Origin of the sequence: Cytobacillus gottheilii, assembly GCF_900166665.1 — a bacterium.
GTDB lineage: Bacteria > Bacillota > Bacilli > Bacillales > Cytobacillaceae > Cytobacillus > Cytobacillus gottheilii_A.
In genome coordinates this window covers 3,969,814-3,987,725 of the sequence record NZ_LT800494.1, presented here as the reverse complement: position 1 = coordinate 3,987,725, position 17,912 = coordinate 3,969,814, and the positions used below count along the sequence as shown (strand labels likewise).

Below are 17,912 nucleotides of genomic sequence, written 5' to 3'. Positions count from 1 at the left end.
TATAAGCTTTTCCGGCATCAATGGCTTTGCCCTTATTGAATGAAAAGAATAAGGAGCTGAGCTTGGTGAAATACGTAAAAGCAACAGCTGTTCTTCCTGAGCAGCTCATAATGGAAATACAGAAATATATACAAGGTGAATCCATCTATATTCCTAAACAAGAAGAGGCCAGGGAAAAGTGGGGAGCTAAAACGGGTGTTAGAATCTATTTAAAGCACCGAAATGAGCAGATATGCGCCTTGTTTCAAAGCGGAAAACAAATCAGTGACTTGGCAGATGAATTTTGCCTTGCACCTGAAACTATAAAAAAAATCGTTTATAAAAAAAAGCGCTGATCTAATCAGTGCTTTTTTTAGGATAAAAACAAAAGGTATATTTCTATTAGAATAAAACAATGCCTATCTTTCAGAAGAAACCACATTATAAGATAAAAGGAGTGAGAACGCCAATGCATGAATGGAGAGATTTTAATGGAACCGTTTATTCGAAATGATCAATATAATTTTATTAAAGAAAAAGGGGAACATCTTATAAGTGCCTATGCAAATGTTCAAGACCAAGGTGTTTTAAAGGCAGTTAAAATGCTCGCAGTAGAAAAAGCGGAAGCCGTTTTTGAAAAACAGCTTGATGAGGAACAAGGCCCACTCATAAAAGAATTAGAGGCGATTACAGACCGAAAAGAATTAGAAGCATACCTGGACAAGATTAAAGCAAATGTTTTTTCTTTTCCAAGCATTACTGATAAAACACTAAAAAAACTGTTCCCAAAGAATAAAAAAGTCAAACTGCCATCACAGGATGAAATGGAGAATACACTGTCCTATTTAGCCTGGGAAGAACTAGGAAGCAGCAGCAAGCTGTTAATCGTTCCGATAGGAGAAAGATTAATCGGGCTGCAAGGAGGTTTTCAGCCTGCAGAAAAAAAGGGTGTATGTGCAATCTGCCGGAAATTTGGAAAGGTTGGTTTATTTACATCCAAAATTAAAGGACATGGAGCAGGAACCTTTACCAAAAGAGGAAATTATATTTGCTCTGATAGTTTTGAATGCAATCAGCAGATTCAATCATTAGCATATCTTATGGAATTTGTGGAACTGATGAGGACAAAGTAAAGCTTCCTTAAAACTGAGAAGAATGATCCATTCTATTTTCAGTTTATCCCACGGTAATGGTTGTTTAAAGCAGAGAAATAAGATATATTCCAATTGATAATGATTATCATTATCTGTTTATACAACCATTATTTATAGAGGAGTGTTATACATATGAGTTCGAACAAAATAGAAAAGTGGGAATTGGCAGCAGAGGAACAAAATTATCAAATGATGGTCTCAATTCCAAAAACACCAGTTCCTGCAGAAGGTTTTCCGGTTATGTATATCTTGGATGGTAATGCATTTTTTACGATGTTTACAGAAATGGTTGAACTGCAATTAGTTCACCCGGAAAAAACGGGTATACCGCCTTTAATCCTTGTAGGCATTGGTTATCCTGGAGAGGAGCGATTTCATTCTAGAAGATTTGCTGATTACACAACACCTGTTGACGAAAAGAATATTCCTCTAAGGCCAGATGGAAACCCATGGCCAGAAAGCGGGAAAGCAGCCCAGTTTTTATCATTTCTGACAGATAAAATACAGAAGGAGATTCAGCGGAAATATCCAATTGATGTACGAAAACAAACACTTTTTGGTCATTCATTAGGGGGCTTATTTACGTTATATACGCTGTTCCAAAAGCCAAACAGCTTTCAGAATTATTTTGTCAGCAGCCCATCCATTTGGTGGGATCAGAAAAGTATCATGAATTTAGAAACGGAATTTACCACCAATAGTGAACTTAAAAACCCAACAAAATTATTTATCACTGCAGGCACGGAGGAAATGGCAGGGGAAATTTTTGAGGATTCAAAAGCCATGTACGAAAGACGAAGCCTCATCTCCAAGATTAATCTCGAGACAGAGTTTTTTGCAGGAGCAGGCGAAAATCACATGTCTAACGTCCCGGCAGCATTTAGCAGAGGGCTAAGATTTTTATTATAATTGGATCAGTCATATCATCACTATAATAGGGCATCGTAAGAATGAGGTGATAATATGAAGAAACAAAAAGCGGCAGTTTTGCTTTGTTTTTTAATTGCAATTGCCATACCTATGTATACGAGTGCTGCATCACCAGCTAAAAATGTAGAGATTTTTAATATTAATAAAAGGGAAGTCACACGTACAATCACACCAAATGAAAAGATTCAAAAAGAGTCTGAAAAGATGATTCAGCAGATCACAGGTGTTTACAAAAAGCTTGATCCGCTGCCAAAGACAGGATATATGGTTAAAATTCCATTAGAACCAAGTGTTCCCGTGGATAATCAATGGCTAAATGGTTATATCGATGAACTTATCATCATTATTCCAAATGAACAATCATCACATATTCTTGTCTTCGACGATGAAAATAATCCACACTTCTTTACCTACAAAAATGATCAACAACCGCCCATGGAACTATTCAATCTCAAATAAATGCAGGAGAGCAGGGCGCTGCTCTCCTGGAAGAGATAAACGTCTAGGAAAGAAAAATTGCATGGACAAACCCCTCCACTATATAATTATGACTAGGTGCTATAATCTAGTGATAAGAGGTGGGGCAGATGTATAAATTTATCAGTACTATTATCTATATCTTTTTAAGAATCTTTAAGGTTGTAAGAGTAAAAGGAAACCACCATATTCAACAGAACACTGGTTTTATCGTGACATGTACACATATCGGCTGGGTTGATGTTATTATATTGGCCATAGCTTTATATCCGACACCAGTACATTTTATGGCAAAAAAAGAGTTGTTTGAAGGAAGATGGAAGAATAAGTTCCTGCGTTCCATCCATGCCTTTCCTGTTAATCGTGAAAACCCTGGTCCCAGTACGATAAAGACTCCGTTAAAGCTGCTGAGAGCACGGCAATGTGTAGGGATTTTTCCAAGCGGCACCAGAACAAGTGAGGATGTACCATTGAAAAGAGGTGCGGTAACTATTGCAATAAAAGGGAATGTACCGATCTTGCCAGCACACTATGAAGGGCCAACAAACTTTTCGGAGCTTCTAAAAGGCAGGAAAGCGATTATCACGTTCGGAGAGCCTCTGACATTCAGCGGAACAGCAAAGAAAGAAAATGCTATTGATGAAGGTATTCACCGGCTTGAGCTGAAAATGAAACGTCTTGAAGATGAGGTAAACGACAGTCTGCAGAAACAATTGCCATGATGAACGGAAACTTGCACATGATTATAAAAATTGCCCGCCAAGCGGCGGGCATGTGAGGAAAAGCTTATTGATTGATTACATGACAGGTCACTTATTTAAGTTTGGGCGTTTTTTTCGCTCTAATTGTTGTATTGCGACCAGAATGCTTTGCCTCGTATAAAGCTTGGTCAGTCAAATGCAGCAGCTCGGAAAAATAATCAGACGTTTCATATAGGGTTCCGACACCTGCCGAAATGGTAATTGGCTTGTCTATTGGGCTTAATGTGCGAGCAAATGTTTCTCTTATTCGTTCTGAAATAAAATAGGCTTCTTCCTGTTTGGTTTCCGGGAGAAGAATGAGAAACTCCTCACCGCCCCACCGAAAGCAAAAATCAGTGTTTTTCGTTTCTGCTAGAATGGTTTCTGCTGTATATATGAGAACTTGATCCCCCATCAAATGGCCATACTGGTCATTCACGTTTTTAAAGTAATCGATATCAAATAAAATAAGAGAATATTGATTCATGTCTTCAATCATCTTATCTAAAGCCCGTCTATTGTATAAGCCTGTGAGCTGATCCCGTTTGGACTCGCTTTCAGCTTCAATAAGACGAGTTTGATAATGTGCAACAGTTACTAGTATGGCTTTTTTAAGCTCGCGAGCTTCAAAATACCATGCGGGTATTTGTTTTATTTGTTCAGGTTTATTGCGGCTAATATTTTGTGCATAAAGAGCTAAGTCACGAATAGGATGAACTATTTTGGTAAGAAAAATAATTGAGAAAACTAGAATGAAAATCATAAATGGAATCATGTTAAGTATAGACTGTTTAAGTAGCTCGGTTGTAGGTTCCAGTATTGTATTGACTGGTGTTTGTGATATAATCCCCCAGCCAATTGAAGCAGCTGTTGGAGCATATCCAGCAAGCATATCAATACCTTGTGAGTTTTCTCCCTGCAGACTTCCCGTTTTTCCCTTCATGACTTCCTGAACGTAGAAGTTAGACCGGACATTCTTATTCACATAATTTTTATTGGGATGATAAATAATCGTCCCGTTTGAATCAACGACATATACATAAGATTTATTTCCAGTGAGAGGATGCTGGCCAAGAACCGTTTTTAAGCTATTATATTCTTCAAGATAAATGGTCCCTCCAAGATAGCCGGCATATAAACCTGATTGATCTGTAACGGGAACAGAAACCAAAATCATTAACCTGCCAGTAGCTCCAGTATAAGGTTCACTGACTAAGGGCATTTTTTCTCTAAAGCTTCCATTGCACCTGAACTGCTTAGTTTTCTTCCTTCAAAATTAATATCTGGCGCAGTGGCAACAATACTGCCGCTTGCATCCACAAACCATGTTGAATTGAAGTAAGATGTTGATTGCAAAAGGTTGTTTAATTCCAAGCTTGCTTCACTAGCATTAGCGGTTTTAAAGGAGGTATCATTGGCTGCGACTTCAAGGCTTTTAAACATATCCTTAAAAAGCAGATTTGCTGTAGCAGCCAATTTTTCAGCATAATATTGATTCTCAGCTAGGTAATTCTCTTTTAAATGATTACTGCTGCTGATAATGCTTGATGCAATACTTCCGACGAAAGTGCCAATCATTGTAAAGCTGAGCAATGTTAAAATAAGAAACTTCATACTCAATTTCATATGTTTAACCATTTCTACTTTCTTCATAATATTAAAGTTGAGTATACCCTTCTCTTTAGAAGTGTTCAATGGCAACTTTACAAGGACAAGATTATTGCTCTACATCTTGATCATGTATTTCAGAGATATACGATTCATTTCTTAAGCCAGATCTGCGAATTTTCACGGTTGAATCGACTTCAAACTTCGCATGAACAAAAGCTTCATTCCAATTTGACTGCATTTGTTTAAATTTCTTTGGATAGGATTTGTAATAAAATTCTCCAAATCCGAATATATCTGCACCAAATTCGTTTTGTACTTCACTTATAGTATTAGACAGTTCTTTCTTTATATAATCTTCGGTTTTTCTTTCATAATCCTCAGTTGTAGCAAATGAATTCAATTGGTTAGAGCACTGTACCCCATTTATATTACCTTCCGCACTTATGGAAATATGATAGGTAGGCTCGTTATTTTTCACAGAAATATCGATTCCAACGTCAATATCTTTGAGCTGAATATCAACTGTCTTTTCATCCTGACAGTTTATGTACAAGGATGTTTGTTTTAATTTATTCTGTGTGAGCAAGTAATTCCGAGTCGCTGTAATGGGAAGCTTGCCAATCATTGCATCCCCCTTAAATAGTGCGATGCCGCTAATCCTTATATAAGTATTCGGATGAGTGGTTTGTATATTTTCTGTCTTTGAGCCTTCTTTTGGATCACCAATAATTTCAACCATAGCTGTAATGGGCTCTCTTCCCTCAGATACCATAGAATCGACAATATCCTTCAAACGGACATCAGGATCTCCACCCCATTCTTCAAAAAAGTTGTTAGCTTGTGTGTTTATTTTTAAGGTGGAAACCTTTTGCAGCGGATAGGTGATTTTTAATGCGTCTGCTGCACTATGAGGTGCTTCTACAACCATGATATTAAAATCATTACGGATTTCTCTGTTGCGGTCCATAGGATCAAATAATTCGGCGATTCCGTTTTGGGCAAGCTCTTCGCTGATAAACATGGTTTTCATATGAGAAAATATAGGTTTCCTGGAAAAGATCTCATTTAATCTCAGCATCATTTCCCCAATTGAATCTCCATTTATGCCAAAGACGATGCTAGCAGTGTTTCCAGCACTGGTCTGGGGAGTTAACTCGGTAGGATTGAATAATTCAATTGTTAACCGATATTTTGATTCTTTACCTTTATCAAGAGCCAGCCCGGAGACAATTGATACTTGATTGACTTCTTTCAGATCCCAGCAGCCGGTAAGCAATACAGACAAACTTAAGTAAAAGAACACTAATATGATTTTTTTCATTTCTGACCACCCTTATTTAATGGCGGTGTTGGAGAATTATCATTAAACTGCTTATTCTCCTTTTTCGTTTTCAAATACTTTGGCCTTGAAAACATCATAAAATAAGGAAGGCGAACAAAGGTATCCTGTTGGTCGGCAGCAATAAATGGGGTAACTGGGGTTAGATAAGGTATCCCAAACGATCTTAAACTATTTAAATGGGCGACCATAATAATAAGAGCTAATATAATCCCGTAAAAGCCAATCATTCCTCCGAGCAAAATAAATACAAATCGCAGCATCCGAGTTGAAATTGCTAAATTGTATACAGGTGAAACAAAACTGGCAATTGCTGTTAACGCTACAATAATGACCATGAAATTAGAGACGATGCCTGCCTCTACAGCCGATTGACCAATGACAAGTCCGCCGACAATGGAAACGGTTTGACCAACAGCGCGTGGCATACGAACCCCAGCCTCTCGCAAGATTTCAAATGTAATCTCCATAGCAAGCGCCTCAATAACAGCTGGAAAAGGAATTCCTTCCCGCTGCGAAAATATTTTAGTTATCAGTGTGGTTGGAATCATTTCATGGTGAAAAGTAATAATAGCTACATAAAGAGATGGAAGCAGCAGTGAAATGACAAAGGAAAAATAACGGATGATCCGCAAAAAGGATGCCATAAAGAAAGGCTGATAATAATCCTCTGATATGCTGAAAAAGTCATTAAATGTGGCAGGTGCCGTCAGCACAAAAGGCGTACCATCCACTAAAATAGCAATTTTTCCTGAGACAATATGAGCCGCAACAGAATCCGGACGTTCCGAATTATAGATAAGCGGAAAAGGAGTGAAAGTTTTATCAGCGATCATTTCTTCTATATTCGATGACTCAAAGATCGCAAATGTTTTAATATCCTCAAGCCGTGTCTTGACCTCTTTTAATATCTTATCATTTACAATATTGCCCATATAGCCAATCGTAACGGTGGTGCTTGTATCTTCACCAATGATATATTTCTGAAAACATAGGTTTGGATTTTTAATTCTGCTACGTATAAGACTTAAGTTTGTTGAAAGATCTTCTACAAAGCCATCTTTAGGACCCCTTATCGTTGTTTGCGTAGTGGGCTCTGAAATGCTTCTGGTTTCGGTCCCTTTGACTTGAATAAAACAGTAGGGCTCTGAATCCTTTAATATGATTAAAGCAAAGCCCTCGACAAGCTTTTTTCCAGCTTCCTTCAAGTCATTTGAAAAATGAAGCTGCGCACTTGAAAAGAGGCGAATCAGTTCGCGTTTACTATCGAGCCGTAAATTTTGATCTGTAACAGTAGGGATTGTGTTTAAAGGGTGCTGGATTTTTTCGTAAATATGACTCGAATCACAAATAGATTCGATATAACATAATTTAGCTTTTAGGCTGCCAACATAAATGTCATCAATTAAGAGATCACTTGTACCATGCAATAGAGATTTTAATTCGTTTATATGTTCTTCCAATGAATCGGAAAGTGGGTCTACTTCATCCACCGTTATTACTTTAGCTGCTGGCTTCGTTTTCTTTACTCCGATTTTTTTGAACGTTTTTACTGTTCTTTTCACTTTTTGCTCCCTCCCCACGTTTAGATTTGTACAAAAGAATGGCAAACATTAACAGCGGCAGCCCAATTTGGAGCGGAATATTTAAATAGTATGGAATAATATCTAATCCTTCCCTTAAATGTTCATTTAAGCTAAAAGCGATTAGAACAGAAAAGGTTGCAGAAAGCATGCTGATTGGAAAAGCAAAATAGCGATAAGGCTGCTGATAAATAGCTTCGAGTCCTTTAAGCGCACAATATAAAAAAATAGAAACCTTTGTAAAAACACCCAGCATGACAATGAAAACAACAAAGGCATCAATTCTCTCCAGAAAATTAGCAATCGAGATCTCCCTTGCTGAACTAAGCAATGGGAAATTGGCACGTAAGTATCCGGATTCACTCAAAACACTCACATTTAAAATAATGGTAACTGTAATGATCAATCCTGAAGTATAGATCGCTAAAAGGATATGCCGGAATTTTTTTTTGACATTTACGACTTGTGGCAGGATGATCGTGAATACGATAAGTTCTCCAAAGGGAAAGGTTAAAAGATCAGGAAAAATCGCTTTAAAAACGGGTGTTATGCCATCTCCAAGGATAGGCTGCAAATTTGTTAAATCAATGCTCTTATTCACCCATAAAAAGAGCGTAACTGCACCTAGTAGTACAAAAATATATGGTGCAAAAATGACGGTTGTCCTCGAGAAAACTTCAAATCCTAAATAAAGAGTATAGGCAGAAACAGTCATAAACAGGATAGAGGAAAATTCTATCGGTGTTTGAGGCAAAACCACTGAAACAAGCAGTTCCGTAAAATCACGCAGGCCGCGGCTTGCTAAGTAGATAAAATAAACGGTATAAACGGAAGAGAAGACCTTCCCTATTTTTTTTCCGAAGCAAGCGATTAAAATTTCATATAAACTTCCTTCTTTCCATAGGAAAGATTTAAAGTACATGCTAAACAGCATAATTCCGAACATCGTTGCTATGATGACTGCCAGCCAAGCATTTTGTTTTGCATCTGCACCTCGTATAACGACAATGGCAGTACCGATTTCAAATAGTACAATTAATAACATAAATTCAAAAATGGAGATTTTCTCACTGGAGTTATTCATAAAAAAAGTCATTCCCTTTATGTAAAAATAGTTATTTAAGCAGGCGAACCTTCATCTCTCCTATATTCAAGTAGATGAATTCTTATTTTTGTTCTTTTTGCCATTGGAATGAGAAGAACTCCTTTTTAATCTCAGATCGATAATGAAGCTGTAAATCAATGCAATAACCACAATCCCCACAAGATATATATTTCCTGGGTTTTTGCTAAAATCAAATAGATCACCCAATACCTTTTTATAATCGAAGTTTTTAATAGGGAAATCTAAAGAGACAATGAGAATTAGGGTTAACATGAAAAATAATAAGGTAGCACGAGTAATCATATAATGGACTCCAATTACATTATTTGTGATTGTAAATAGTTTTGCATAAATGGAGGGGAACTATGTAAAGAAACAGGAAGTTATTAAATAAATATGTAAATGTTACATATTTGACAAGGAGAAGATTTCAATGTTATATTTATCTCGAATTAAAAATAAATTAATTAAAGATATTCAAAATGGAGGTATATTCGAATGCATCCTTTAAAAGGCATCCATCATGTAACAGCCATTACAAGCAGTGCGGAGAAAAACTATGAGTTTTTTACTTATACATTAGGAATGCGTCTTGTGAAGAAAACGGTCAATCAGGATGATATCCAAACGTATCACCTCTTTTTTGCGGACGATTTAGGCAGTCCAGGTACTGATATGACGTTTTTTGATTTTCCAGGTATTCCGAAAGGCACGCATGGCACAAATGAAATTTATAAAACAGCCTTCCGTGTTCCGAGCAATGCTGCCCTTGACTATTGGGTAAAACGTTTTGACCGTCTGAATGTCACACACAGTGGAATAAAAGAAGAATTTGGCGTTAAAACGCTTTCTTTTGTAGACTTTGATGATCAGCAATATGCACTTGTTTCAGATGAAAATCTTACTGGTGTTGCTCCAGGAGCTCCTTGGGAAAATGGACCGATTCCAACGCAATACGCGATCACTGGTCTAGGGCCAATTACTGTCCGTATTGCCAATATCGACTACTTTAAAGAGATGATGGAGAAAGTCCTACAGTTTAAAGAGGTTGCCAGCGAAGGGGACCTGTATTTATTTGAAGCAGGAGAAGGTGGAAATGGTGCTAGGGTCATTGCTGAACATAATTCAGTATTGCCGCAGGGCCGCCAAGGATATGGAACAGTTCACCATGCCGCCTTCCGGGTAGAGGATCGCACCGCTATTGATTATTGGGATGAGAGACTGCGCCAATTTGGTTTTGGTACTTCAGGCCACGTGGATCGCTTTTTCTTTGAATCACTATATTCAAGGCTGGCACCGCAGATTCTTTTTGAATTTGCTACAGATGGACCTGGTTTCATGGGAGATGAACCTTATGAAACACTTGGTGAGAAATTGTCTTTGCCGCCATTTTTAGAGCATAAACGGGAAGAAATTGAAAAGCTAGTTCGTCCCATTGATACAGTCAGAAGCACCCAAACCTTTACAAAAGAATAATTACTCTGCCATGGGAGCCAGTCAGCGTGTTGCTGCTGGCTCTTTTTTTTAGGCTCTTTTCTTAGCGATTTTTGTTTTAATCATTACAATGTAAAGGGGCATTTAGAAAATATGGCTGTTTGATTGAAACGAAAGAGTGTGAGACTCCAGCGGAACGAGGAGGCTCAGCAACCGCATCGCCGGAAAGCGAGTACTCTGAAGTGGGAATCTTTGTACATTATATAAAAGCAACAAAGTTTGCGAATACAACTTTTTTTATCAGTCAGATATTTACTTTGTTCATAAACGTATTTTCAAGTACCATTGTCCAAAATGATGTAAAATGATATTAAGCGCTAATAAAGTTGTTGTTTATATCACATACATTTTGTACTCTTATAGTAGGTTTTAAAAATAGATAGAAAGCTAATTTAATTTCTGAAAATGACTTGCGACTAAACCTATAAAGATTGGTAATAGGTTAAAAAGGAAGGTATATATGTCTGAAGAAAATATTACAAGACTTCATTTAGATGGAAAAGAATACATATTAATTGGTACCGCTCATATTTCTAAGAATAGTGCTGAACAGGTAAAAGAAGTAATAGAACAAGAAAGACCTGACTCTGTCTGTGTTGAACTGGATGCTGGCCGTTATCAGTCTGTTATGGAAGGTAACAAGTGGAAAGAAATGGATATTTTCAAGGTCATTAAAGAAAAAAAAGCAACTTTGCTGCTGATGAACTTAGCCATTTCATCTTTTCAGAACCGTATGGCTAAGCAGTTTGATATTAAGCCTGGACAAGAAATGATTCAAGGGATTGAATCAGCAAAGGAAGTAGACGCAAAACTAGTGTTAGCGGATCGAAATATCCAGATTACGTTTTCCCGTATTTGGAGAGGGCTGGGCTTTAAAGGAAAAGCTATGCTGCTCTCTCAAGTGATCGCCAGTATTTTCAGTGATGAAAGTATATCAGAGGAAGAACTTGAAAAAATGAAAAAGCAGGATACCATTAATGCTATTTTAGATGAATTTACGGACTCCTTCCCGCAGTTAAAGGTGCCGCTTATTGACGAACGTGACCAGTATCTGGCTGAAAAAATCAGAAAGGCACCAGGTGAAAAAGTTGTTGCTGTTCTTGGGGCTGCCCATGTACCTGGAATTACAAAGGAGATACATAAAAAACATGATTTGAAAAAACTGACGGCACTGCCGCCAAAATCAAAAGCTCCAAAAATCATTGGCTGGAGTATTCCAATCCTTATTCTGGCAATTATAGCTTATACTTTTTTTGCTAATCCAGATGCCGGGCTTCAGCAAACACTCAGCTGGGTATTATGGAATGGAGGTTTATCTGCTCTGGGAGCTGCATTAGCTTTCGGCCACCCGCTTACCATTCTATCGGCTTTCATTGCGGCTCCCATTACATCTTTAAACCCGCTGCTTGCTGCGGGCTGGTTTGCAGGTATTGCACAAGCCTTTTTAGTCAAACCAAATGTAAGTGATTTTGAGAAACTGACGGAAGACGTCTTCACGTTTAAAGGATTTTGGCGCAATAAAGTGACGCGGATATTGCTGATTGTCGTGCTGGCGAATTTGGGCAGTTCATTAGGTACTTTTATTGGCGGTGCAGACGTTGTGCGTTTGTTTTTCCAAAACTTTTAATCACACCATTGCTTTGAAAGGAAGTTATTTATCTTGAAAAAAAAGCTGCCTGCAGTAATCGCAATCATGATTCTTGTAGCGATTGCCGCCTTATGGATGCTCGATAAGGATTTTTCTGATATAGAACTTGGTATTCGATTTTTGATTGCCATTGGCGCTTCATTGCTGTCTGGGCTTATATCCTATACACTATTTTTCCTTGATCATCGGGACCAAAGAAAATAAGACAAGCCTCCTTAGACCGTTTTGGTTTAGGGAGTTTTTTGTTAGATCATTAAAAAATGTGAAAAATACGGTTGACCTTTACGCAGCGGAAACGTGTAACATTTTTGATAGAAGGCAGGTTTCAGGGGCGGCCTTCTAAGCTGAACTTTGTATAGGAGTGATTTACATGGAATATACAGTGCAAAAACTGGGAGCATTGGCTGGAGTAAGTACAAGAACCTTAAGGTATTATGATGAAATTGAACTTCTGAAGCCGGCAAGAATCAATTCATCTGGATATCGTATTTATGGGGAAAAAGAAGTAGATGCACTTCAGCAGATTCTTTTTTATCGGGAATTGGGTGTCAGTCTCGAAGACATCAAGGAGATTGTGTCCAGTCCAGACTTTAATTCAATAGCTGCACTGAAGGGACATCGTGAAAAGCTCCTAGAAAAACAAAGACAGCTGGATCAATTAATCAAAAATGTGAATGCGACAATCCTGTCTGCAGAAGGGAGAAAGACCATGTCTGATCAAGAAAAGTTTGAAGGCTTTAAGAAGAAACTAGTTGATGATAATGAGAAAAAATATGGTGCAGAGATTCGTGAGAAGTATGGGGATACAGCAATTGATGAGTCTAACCGTAAATTAATGAACATGTCTGAAGAGGATTATGAAGACTTACAGACGCTGGAACAAAACATGTTTACACTGCTTGCTGAGGCAATTGAAACAGGAGATCCATCTTCAGAAATAGCTCAACAGGCAGCAGAGCTTCATAAGAAGTGGCTATGCTTCCATTGGAAAGAATACAACAGTGATGCTCATGCCGGTCTTGCAAAAATGTATGTGGATGATGAAAGGTTTACGGCCTATTATGATAAACAGAAGAAGGGAACCGCGATTTTCCTGCGTGATGCAATATTGATTTATACAGCCAAACAGCAGTAGAGATGATTTAGCGACCGGTGAAATGCTGGTCGTTTTTTTATTGTAGAAATTTATATTTTGGCATGTTCTTAATCATGATGAATATAGTCTTCATTTCAAAAATACAATGTAGTATTCTTTTTTGAAATGGAGGAAAACGATGATCACGAGAGAAATGCTTGCCCGTTATACAGAGCTAATAAAGCGGAAAAAAGAGTTAGATGACGAGCTGGCGCATTTGAAGACAGCCTTTAACAGTTATTTTGATCATACAGTCGGAGAAGGACAAAAAGGTGAGATTGTTGTACATGATTTCAAACTGCAGCGGCAAATAAGAACGACTGAAAAATATGAGCAGGAATCGACCGTAGAAAAGTTAGAAGGGCTTAATTTGAATAATCTAATCGTAAAAAGCCCGGACGAAGCTAAAATAAAATCAGCGATTGAACTGGGCCTTTTAACTAACGAAGATTTGCAAGATTGTAAAACTGTTAAAAAGACTCAAGCTATTTATGTGAAGCAGTCAATATAGTGTGTAAGAAGGAGGGAAAGTGATTTCTGAAATCGGGATTGTCGGGAATTGTAAAGGGAAAGTAACTCCCGAAATCCGCTAGGAGACAAAGTTTCGGGAATTACAAAGGGAAAGTAACTCCCGAAATCCGCTAGAAGACAAAGTTTCGGGAATTACAAAGGGAAAGTAACTCCCGAAATCCGCTAGAAGACAAAGTTTCGGGAATTACAAAGGGAAAGTAATTCCCGGAATCCGCTAGGAGACAAAGTTTCGGGAAATGCAAAGGGAAAGTAACTCGCGAAATCCGCTTGGAGACTAAGTCGAGGGAATCATTCTAAAAAAATGCCTGGACCCATATTCAGCGGGTTTCAGGCATTTTTAAGGGGATTTATCTAGTTAAAAATACTGCTAATGTTCTTGATTTCTTCTGCTGTTAAAGAGACTTCTAATGTTTTCAGATTGTCTATCGCCTGCTCGGCGCGCTTAGCACCAGGGATAAGAACATCAATTGCCGGCTGTGCGAGGTACCAAGCCAGAACAAGATGGGCCACTTCAACATTTTTCACCGCTGCGATTTTCTTTAATTCTTCAACCTTTTCTAAATTACGCTCAAAAACGCCTGGCTGGAAATGAGGAGAGTTCGCACGTAAATCGTTAAAGGCTGTATCCTTTGTATATTTACCTGCGAGCAACCCGGATGCAAGTGGGAAATAAGGAACAAATGAAATATCATGCTCTAATGCATATGGAAGCAGCTCTTTCTCTGCATCTCGAGCCAATAAACTATATTCACCTTGATACACATCAACATACCCGTCTTTATTTGCTTCTTTTAACTGATCCATAGAAAAGTTAGAAACCCCAATTGCTTTAATCTTGCCTTGATCCTTCAAGTCCTTCAGCATGCCGACAGCTTCATCCTTTGGCGTGCTTTCATCAGGAAAATGAATATAGTAGAGGTCAATATAATCTGTTTGCAGGCGTTTCAAACTATCTTCTACAGACTGCTTTAAAAAGGCTGGAGAGTTATCAAAAACCGTGTTTTCTCCTACAAATTTATGTGCGCCTTTTGTAGCAATAATGGTTTCGGAACGAAGCCCAGTTTCTTTTAAAACTTCCCCAATCAATTCTTCAGAGCGCTCTGGTCCATAGATATAAGCAGTATCCAAGAAATTAATATCATTTTTCAAAGCAATGCGGACTAATTCTTTCCCAGTATCTTCATTTAAATTTGGATACAGGTTATGGCCGCCAACAGCATTTGTACCAAGACCAATTGGATTTACATATAAACCAGTTTTGCCAATCTGAACTTTATTCGTCAAACCTTCCACTCTCCTTCATTTTCTGGATAATTTTATGCTATCAAAATAGGAAAGAAAATGAAACTATCGTGCCTGACATCCTGCTGACATGATAAAAGGGTAAACTCAGGTAGACGGAGGTAAAAAAGAAGGGGTATCATATACACAAACTAGTACAATGTTTTGCGGGGGATGAGTAGTGAAAACAATACTAATTATAGAAGATGAATTAGCGATAAGCCAAGTATTGAAAGTATATGTAAAGAAAGCAGGCTATACAGCTGTACAAGCTTTTGAAGGCAATGAAGCCATCAAGAAATTTGAAGAACATAACCCATCACTAGTCCTATTAGATGTAATGCTTCCTGGAAAAAATGGCTGGACCATTTTAAAAGAAATTCGTAAAACCAGCACCTGTCCTGTCATTATGCTGACAGCGCTAGGTGACGTGAATTATAAATTGGATGGACTGAATGGCGGTGCCGATGACTATATTGCAAAGCCATTTATAGCAGATGAAGTAATTGCCAGAATCAATGCTGTATTAAGACGAGCGCAGACAGACGATACGGACATTAAGCAATTCGGCTGTCTGCAGATCGATATGAAAGCTCATCAAGTAAAGGTGAAGGATCAAATGGTGGACCTAACTCCCCGAGATTTGTCTTTGCTGCTTTTTCTTGCCGAACATCCTAACCAGACATTCACAAGAGATCAGCTGATTGAGCATGTCTGGGGATGGGAATATGATGGGAGCGATCGTGCAGTAGATTTGGCAATTAAACGTCTCCGCAAGGGCCTGCAATCCTGGCCAGAGGACGAAGGAGAAATTAAAACATTACGCGGATTGGGGTATCAGCTCAGTGTTTACAAAAAATCATAAAAGGGTTTCACTGCTTCGGTACTGGACCACAAGATATTTAATTACTTTATGTATCGGTCTAATTGTGATAGCAATTATCTCAGCTGTTTGGATTCGGCATACCACACTGGAAAACCGCTTGAAAATTATGACACTCATGTCTGAAGAAGTGGCAGACCGATTTATAGATATTAGTGAAGGACGGCCAGTGCAAAATGGAGATGTTCCTGGCCTGCTTTCTGAACGAGGAAGATATATGGATCTGGAAAAAGACCCATATATGTACATTGTGGATGTCAATGGAAGAATATTAACAAGCAATCGCTCTAATGAACGTATATTTGCAAGGTTTCCGGGTGCCATTTTAACGAATGAAGAACAGGTGCAGAAACTGCAGCTAACTGACAGTGGTGAAGATTTTTACATTGTTAAAACGCCGATTCAGTCAGAAGCGATTTCTTACGGCTGGGTGGTGTTTATTGAGCTGGAAGATAATCTGACCGAGGTAGATCAGGAATATACGCTGCTTGGGGTAATGATTATCAGTTTAGCGCTCCTTGGCTGGGCGGCCATTTACTTTTTATCGCGGCGGCTTTCTAATCCGATCAAGGATGTTGCTTTTGCCGCAAAGCAGGTAAAAGAGGGTGATTACAATATTCATCTCCCGAGCAATATCAATGAGCAGGAAGTTTATGAGCTCGTGCATTCATTCCAGGAAATGTCCACAAGGCTGCAAAAGCTCGAATCACTTAGAACGGAACTGCTTGCTGGAGTGACACATGAGCTAAAAACACCTGTTACATCTATAAGCGGTCTTCTTCAAGCGATTAATGATGATGTGGTTACCGGTGAAGATGCAAAGGAATTTTTAACATTATCACTAAAAGAAACAGCTAAAATGAAAAAGATGGTGGAGGATTTGCTAGCTTTTAATACCTTTGCAGCAAATTCGATTCCTGTAGCCAAGGAAGAATATCATATAAATGAATTAATCCGGGAATTTACGCATGACTGGGAAATCGTTCAAGAGGATCAGAGAGTGACCCTAACAAGGGAGTATCTATCAGAGGATGCGGTGGTAAGTGTTGATAAAATCCGGCTGCAGCAAGTATTAACAAATCTGCTCAATAATGCGCGTCAGGCCATTGAGGATCACGGTCAAATTCGTGTTTCTATTAAAGAAGAGCAAAACAATGTGCATATTAATATACAAGACACAGGTTCTGGAATACCTCCAGAAGAACAGAAACTGATTTTTGAGCGATTTTACAGAGGCGAAGGAAAGAAATACAAAGTGCGGGGGTTGGGACTTGGCCTGCCATTCAGCAAAATGATTGCCAATGCACTTGGAGGAGACTTGGAGTTAACAGAAAGCTCACCTGCCGGCACATCCTTTATGGTGGTTTTGCCAAAATATACCGTTTAAATGTAGATCAATAATAGTGTGTGTGGCTGAATCATAAGTATTTAACACGATTATTGAAGCGAATGGTTAGGAAGGTCATATTTCTAATCATTCGTTTTTTTATTTATGATTATAAAATATATTTTATTAACATGAGTGAAATGGAGTGGAGGACCCTCGACTCCAGAGGGAAATAGTGGAAAAGGTGAGACCCCGCAGGCGTGCCGAGGAGGCTCACCTTCCTCCCCTCAGAAAGCGAGGGTCCGCAGCGCAGGTGGAACGGGCTCGTGTAGACGCAAACCATTAGTTTTGTCCCAGCCTTATCTTTTTTATTAGGAGAATGAAAGCAGATGTTGGTATAAAGTAAATTCCCTCAACCATACTAATAAGGATATTAAATACATATGAGGTGAAAGCCATGCATCAGCTAACGATGAAGGAGCTTGCTTTAATAGAAGATGAAATCCGGGCAGAAGCGATAACAGCCAAAACACTTAACTGGTGTGCCACCCAGTGTGAAGATCCGCAAGTGCAGCAAATGCTGGAAGCGATCGCAGAAAGTCATCAGCTAAATGTCGCAAACCTTTCTCAATATTTTAACAGAACAAAAATGATGCAATAGTCGAAATTATAAGTTACTAAAAGATAGGAGCTGC

The 17,912-nt window shown here is 38.5% G+C and carries 19 protein-coding genes; 13 read left to right on the top strand and 6 right to left on the bottom strand.

All coding sequences use genetic code 11. The features are described from left to right. Nucleotides 1-65 precede the first annotated feature (65 nt). The 5 genes from B7E07_RS19680 (at nt 66) to B7E07_RS19660 (ending at nt 3,262) form a co-directional block, all read left to right on the top strand. Nucleotides 66-335: a CD3324 family protein gene (locus B7E07_RS19680; RefSeq protein WP_080848513.1), complete on the top strand. Its 270-nt coding sequence runs from the start codon at nt 66-68 to the stop codon at nt 333-335. Nucleotides 336-452: 117 nt separating this feature from the next. Next, complete coding sequence (locus B7E07_RS19675) at nt 453-1,112, top strand: FusB/FusC family EF-G-binding protein (protein WP_080848512.1); 660 nt, start codon at nt 453-455, stop codon at nt 1,110-1,112. A 153-nt stretch (nt 1,113-1,265) separates the two neighbouring features. Further along, entirely contained in the window at nt 1,266-2,042 is a 777-nt protein-coding gene (locus B7E07_RS19670; protein ID WP_080848511.1) for an alpha/beta hydrolase, read from the top strand. A 54-nt stretch (nt 2,043-2,096) separates the two neighbouring features. Next, nucleotides 2,097-2,522 carry a hypothetical protein gene (locus B7E07_RS19665; RefSeq protein WP_080848510.1) on the top strand — a complete coding sequence of 142 codons (426 nt, stop codon included), beginning with the start codon at nt 2,097-2,099 and terminating at the stop codon, nt 2,520-2,522. Between the two features lie 128 nt (nt 2,523-2,650). Further along, complete coding sequence (locus B7E07_RS19660) at nt 2,651-3,262, top strand: lysophospholipid acyltransferase family protein (protein ID WP_080848509.1); 612 nt, start codon at nt 2,651-2,653, stop codon at nt 3,260-3,262. A gap of 91 nt (nt 3,263-3,353) precedes the next feature. Here B7E07_RS19660 and B7E07_RS19655 read toward each other — a convergent pair whose 3' ends face one another. The 5 genes from B7E07_RS19655 to B7E07_RS19635 all read right to left on the bottom strand — a co-directional run bounded on the left by B7E07_RS19655 (nt 3,354) and on the right by B7E07_RS19635 (nt 8,897). Next, nucleotides 3,354-4,502, bottom strand: coding sequence for a diguanylate cyclase domain-containing protein (locus B7E07_RS19655; RefSeq protein ID WP_080848508.1), 1,149 nt, complete (start codon nt 4,500-4,502; stop codon nt 3,354-3,356). After that, nucleotides 4,493-4,933, bottom strand: coding sequence for a hypothetical protein (locus B7E07_RS19650; protein ID WP_080848507.1), 441 nt, complete (start codon nt 4,931-4,933; stop codon nt 4,493-4,495). The genes B7E07_RS19655 and B7E07_RS19650 overlap by 10 nt, the downstream gene beginning before the upstream one ends. A 64-nt stretch (nt 4,934-4,997) precedes the next feature. Further along, nucleotides 4,998-6,212, bottom strand: a complete 1,215-nt coding sequence (locus B7E07_RS19645) for a Ger(x)C family spore germination protein (protein ID WP_080848506.1) — start codon at nt 6,210-6,212, stop codon at nt 4,998-5,000. Further along, the gene (locus tag B7E07_RS19640) at nt 6,209-7,795 is read right to left on the bottom strand and encodes a spore germination protein (RefSeq protein ID WP_257391505.1); all 1,587 of its coding nucleotides are present in this window, start codon (nt 7,793-7,795) and stop codon (nt 6,209-6,211) included. The genes B7E07_RS19645 and B7E07_RS19640 overlap by 4 nt, the downstream gene beginning before the upstream one ends. Then, complete coding sequence (locus B7E07_RS19635; protein ID WP_176215252.1) at nt 7,734-8,897, bottom strand: GerAB/ArcD/ProY family transporter; 1,164 nt, start codon at nt 8,895-8,897, stop codon at nt 7,734-7,736. Before B7E07_RS19635 ends, B7E07_RS19640 begins: the two co-directional genes overlap by 62 nt. 519 nt (nt 8,898-9,416) lie before the next feature. Here B7E07_RS19635 and B7E07_RS19625 point away from each other — a divergent pair. From B7E07_RS19625 to B7E07_RS19600, 5 genes are all read left to right on the top strand, one after another. Continuing rightward, nucleotides 9,417-10,394 carry a ring-cleaving dioxygenase gene (locus B7E07_RS19625; RefSeq protein WP_080848502.1) on the top strand — a complete coding sequence of 326 codons (978 nt, stop codon included), beginning with the start codon at nt 9,417-9,419 and terminating at the stop codon, nt 10,392-10,394. 478 nt (nt 10,395-10,872) lie between these two features. Then, the gene (locus B7E07_RS19615; RefSeq protein ID WP_080848500.1) at nt 10,873-12,039 is read left to right on the top strand and encodes a TraB/GumN family protein; all 1,167 of its coding nucleotides are present in this window, start codon (nt 10,873-10,875) and stop codon (nt 12,037-12,039) included. A gap of 33 nt (nt 12,040-12,072) precedes the next feature. Next, the gene (locus tag B7E07_RS19610; RefSeq protein ID WP_066449825.1) at nt 12,073-12,264 is read left to right on the top strand and encodes a histidine kinase; all 192 of its coding nucleotides are present in this window, start codon (nt 12,073-12,075) and stop codon (nt 12,262-12,264) included. A 166-nt stretch (nt 12,265-12,430) separates the two neighbouring features. Further along, nucleotides 12,431-13,195 carry a MerR family transcriptional regulator gene (locus B7E07_RS19605; RefSeq protein WP_080848499.1) on the top strand — a complete coding sequence of 255 codons (765 nt, stop codon included), beginning with the start codon at nt 12,431-12,433 and terminating at the stop codon, nt 13,193-13,195. Between the two features lie 139 nt (nt 13,196-13,334). After that, nucleotides 13,335-13,706, top strand: coding sequence for a hypothetical protein (locus tag B7E07_RS19600; RefSeq protein ID WP_080848498.1), 372 nt, complete (start codon nt 13,335-13,337; stop codon nt 13,704-13,706). Between the two features lie 371 nt (nt 13,707-14,077). Here B7E07_RS19600 and B7E07_RS19595 read toward each other — a convergent pair whose 3' ends face one another. Continuing rightward, nucleotides 14,078-15,010, bottom strand: coding sequence for an aldo/keto reductase (locus B7E07_RS19595; RefSeq protein WP_080848497.1), 933 nt, complete (start codon nt 15,008-15,010; stop codon nt 14,078-14,080). Nucleotides 15,011-15,188: 178 nt separating this feature from the next. On the opposite strand from B7E07_RS19595, the gene B7E07_RS19590 reads away from it, so the two are divergent. The 3 genes from B7E07_RS19590 to B7E07_RS19580 all read left to right on the top strand — a co-directional run bounded on the left by B7E07_RS19590 (nt 15,189) and on the right by B7E07_RS19580 (nt 17,878). Next, the gene (locus B7E07_RS19590) at nt 15,189-15,872 is read left to right on the top strand and encodes a response regulator transcription factor (protein ID WP_080848496.1); all 684 of its coding nucleotides are present in this window, start codon (nt 15,189-15,191) and stop codon (nt 15,870-15,872) included. Further along, nucleotides 15,853-17,277, top strand: coding sequence for a HAMP domain-containing sensor histidine kinase (locus B7E07_RS19585; RefSeq protein ID WP_080848495.1), 1,425 nt, complete (start codon nt 15,853-15,855; stop codon nt 17,275-17,277). The genes B7E07_RS19590 and B7E07_RS19585 overlap by 20 nt, the downstream gene beginning before the upstream one ends. A gap of 397 nt (nt 17,278-17,674) precedes the next feature. After that, nucleotides 17,675-17,878, top strand: a complete 204-nt coding sequence (locus B7E07_RS19580; RefSeq protein WP_080848494.1) for a hypothetical protein — start codon at nt 17,675-17,677, stop codon at nt 17,876-17,878. Nucleotides 17,879-17,912: the final 34 nt, after the last annotated feature.

Coding starts and splice junctions, on each gene's coding strand:
- B7E07_RS19625 (WP_080848502.1), top strand. CDS start 9,417: ATGCATCCTTTAAAAGGCATCCATCATGTAACAGCCATTACAAGCAGT.
- B7E07_RS19645 (WP_080848506.1), bottom strand. CDS start 6,212: ATGAAAAAAATCATATTAGTGTTCTTTTACTTAAGTTTGTCTGTATTG.
- B7E07_RS19675 (WP_080848512.1), top strand. CDS start 453: ATGAATGGAGAGATTTTAATGGAACCGTTTATTCGAAATGATCAATAT.
- B7E07_RS19600 (WP_080848498.1), top strand. CDS start 13,335: ATGATCACGAGAGAAATGCTTGCCCGTTATACAGAGCTAATAAAGCGG.
- B7E07_RS19670 (WP_080848511.1), top strand. CDS start 1,266: ATGAGTTCGAACAAAATAGAAAAGTGGGAATTGGCAGCAGAGGAACAA.
- B7E07_RS19635 (WP_176215252.1), bottom strand. CDS start 8,897: ATGAATAACTCCAGTGAGAAAATCTCCATTTTTGAATTTATGTTATTA.
- B7E07_RS19665 (WP_080848510.1), top strand. CDS start 2,097: ATGAAGAAACAAAAAGCGGCAGTTTTGCTTTGTTTTTTAATTGCAATT.
- B7E07_RS19605 (WP_080848499.1), top strand. CDS start 12,431: ATGGAATATACAGTGCAAAAACTGGGAGCATTGGCTGGAGTAAGTACA.
- B7E07_RS19615 (WP_080848500.1), top strand. CDS start 10,873: ATGTCTGAAGAAAATATTACAAGACTTCATTTAGATGGAAAAGAATAC.
- B7E07_RS19655 (WP_080848508.1), bottom strand. CDS start 4,502: ATGCCCTTAGTCAGTGAACCTTATACTGGAGCTACTGGCAGGTTAATG.
- B7E07_RS19650 (WP_080848507.1), bottom strand. CDS start 4,933: ATGAAGAAAGTAGAAATGGTTAAACATATGAAATTGAGTATGAAGTTT.
- B7E07_RS19660 (WP_080848509.1), top strand. CDS start 2,651: ATGTATAAATTTATCAGTACTATTATCTATATCTTTTTAAGAATCTTT.
- B7E07_RS19580 (WP_080848494.1), top strand. CDS start 17,675: ATGCATCAGCTAACGATGAAGGAGCTTGCTTTAATAGAAGATGAAATC.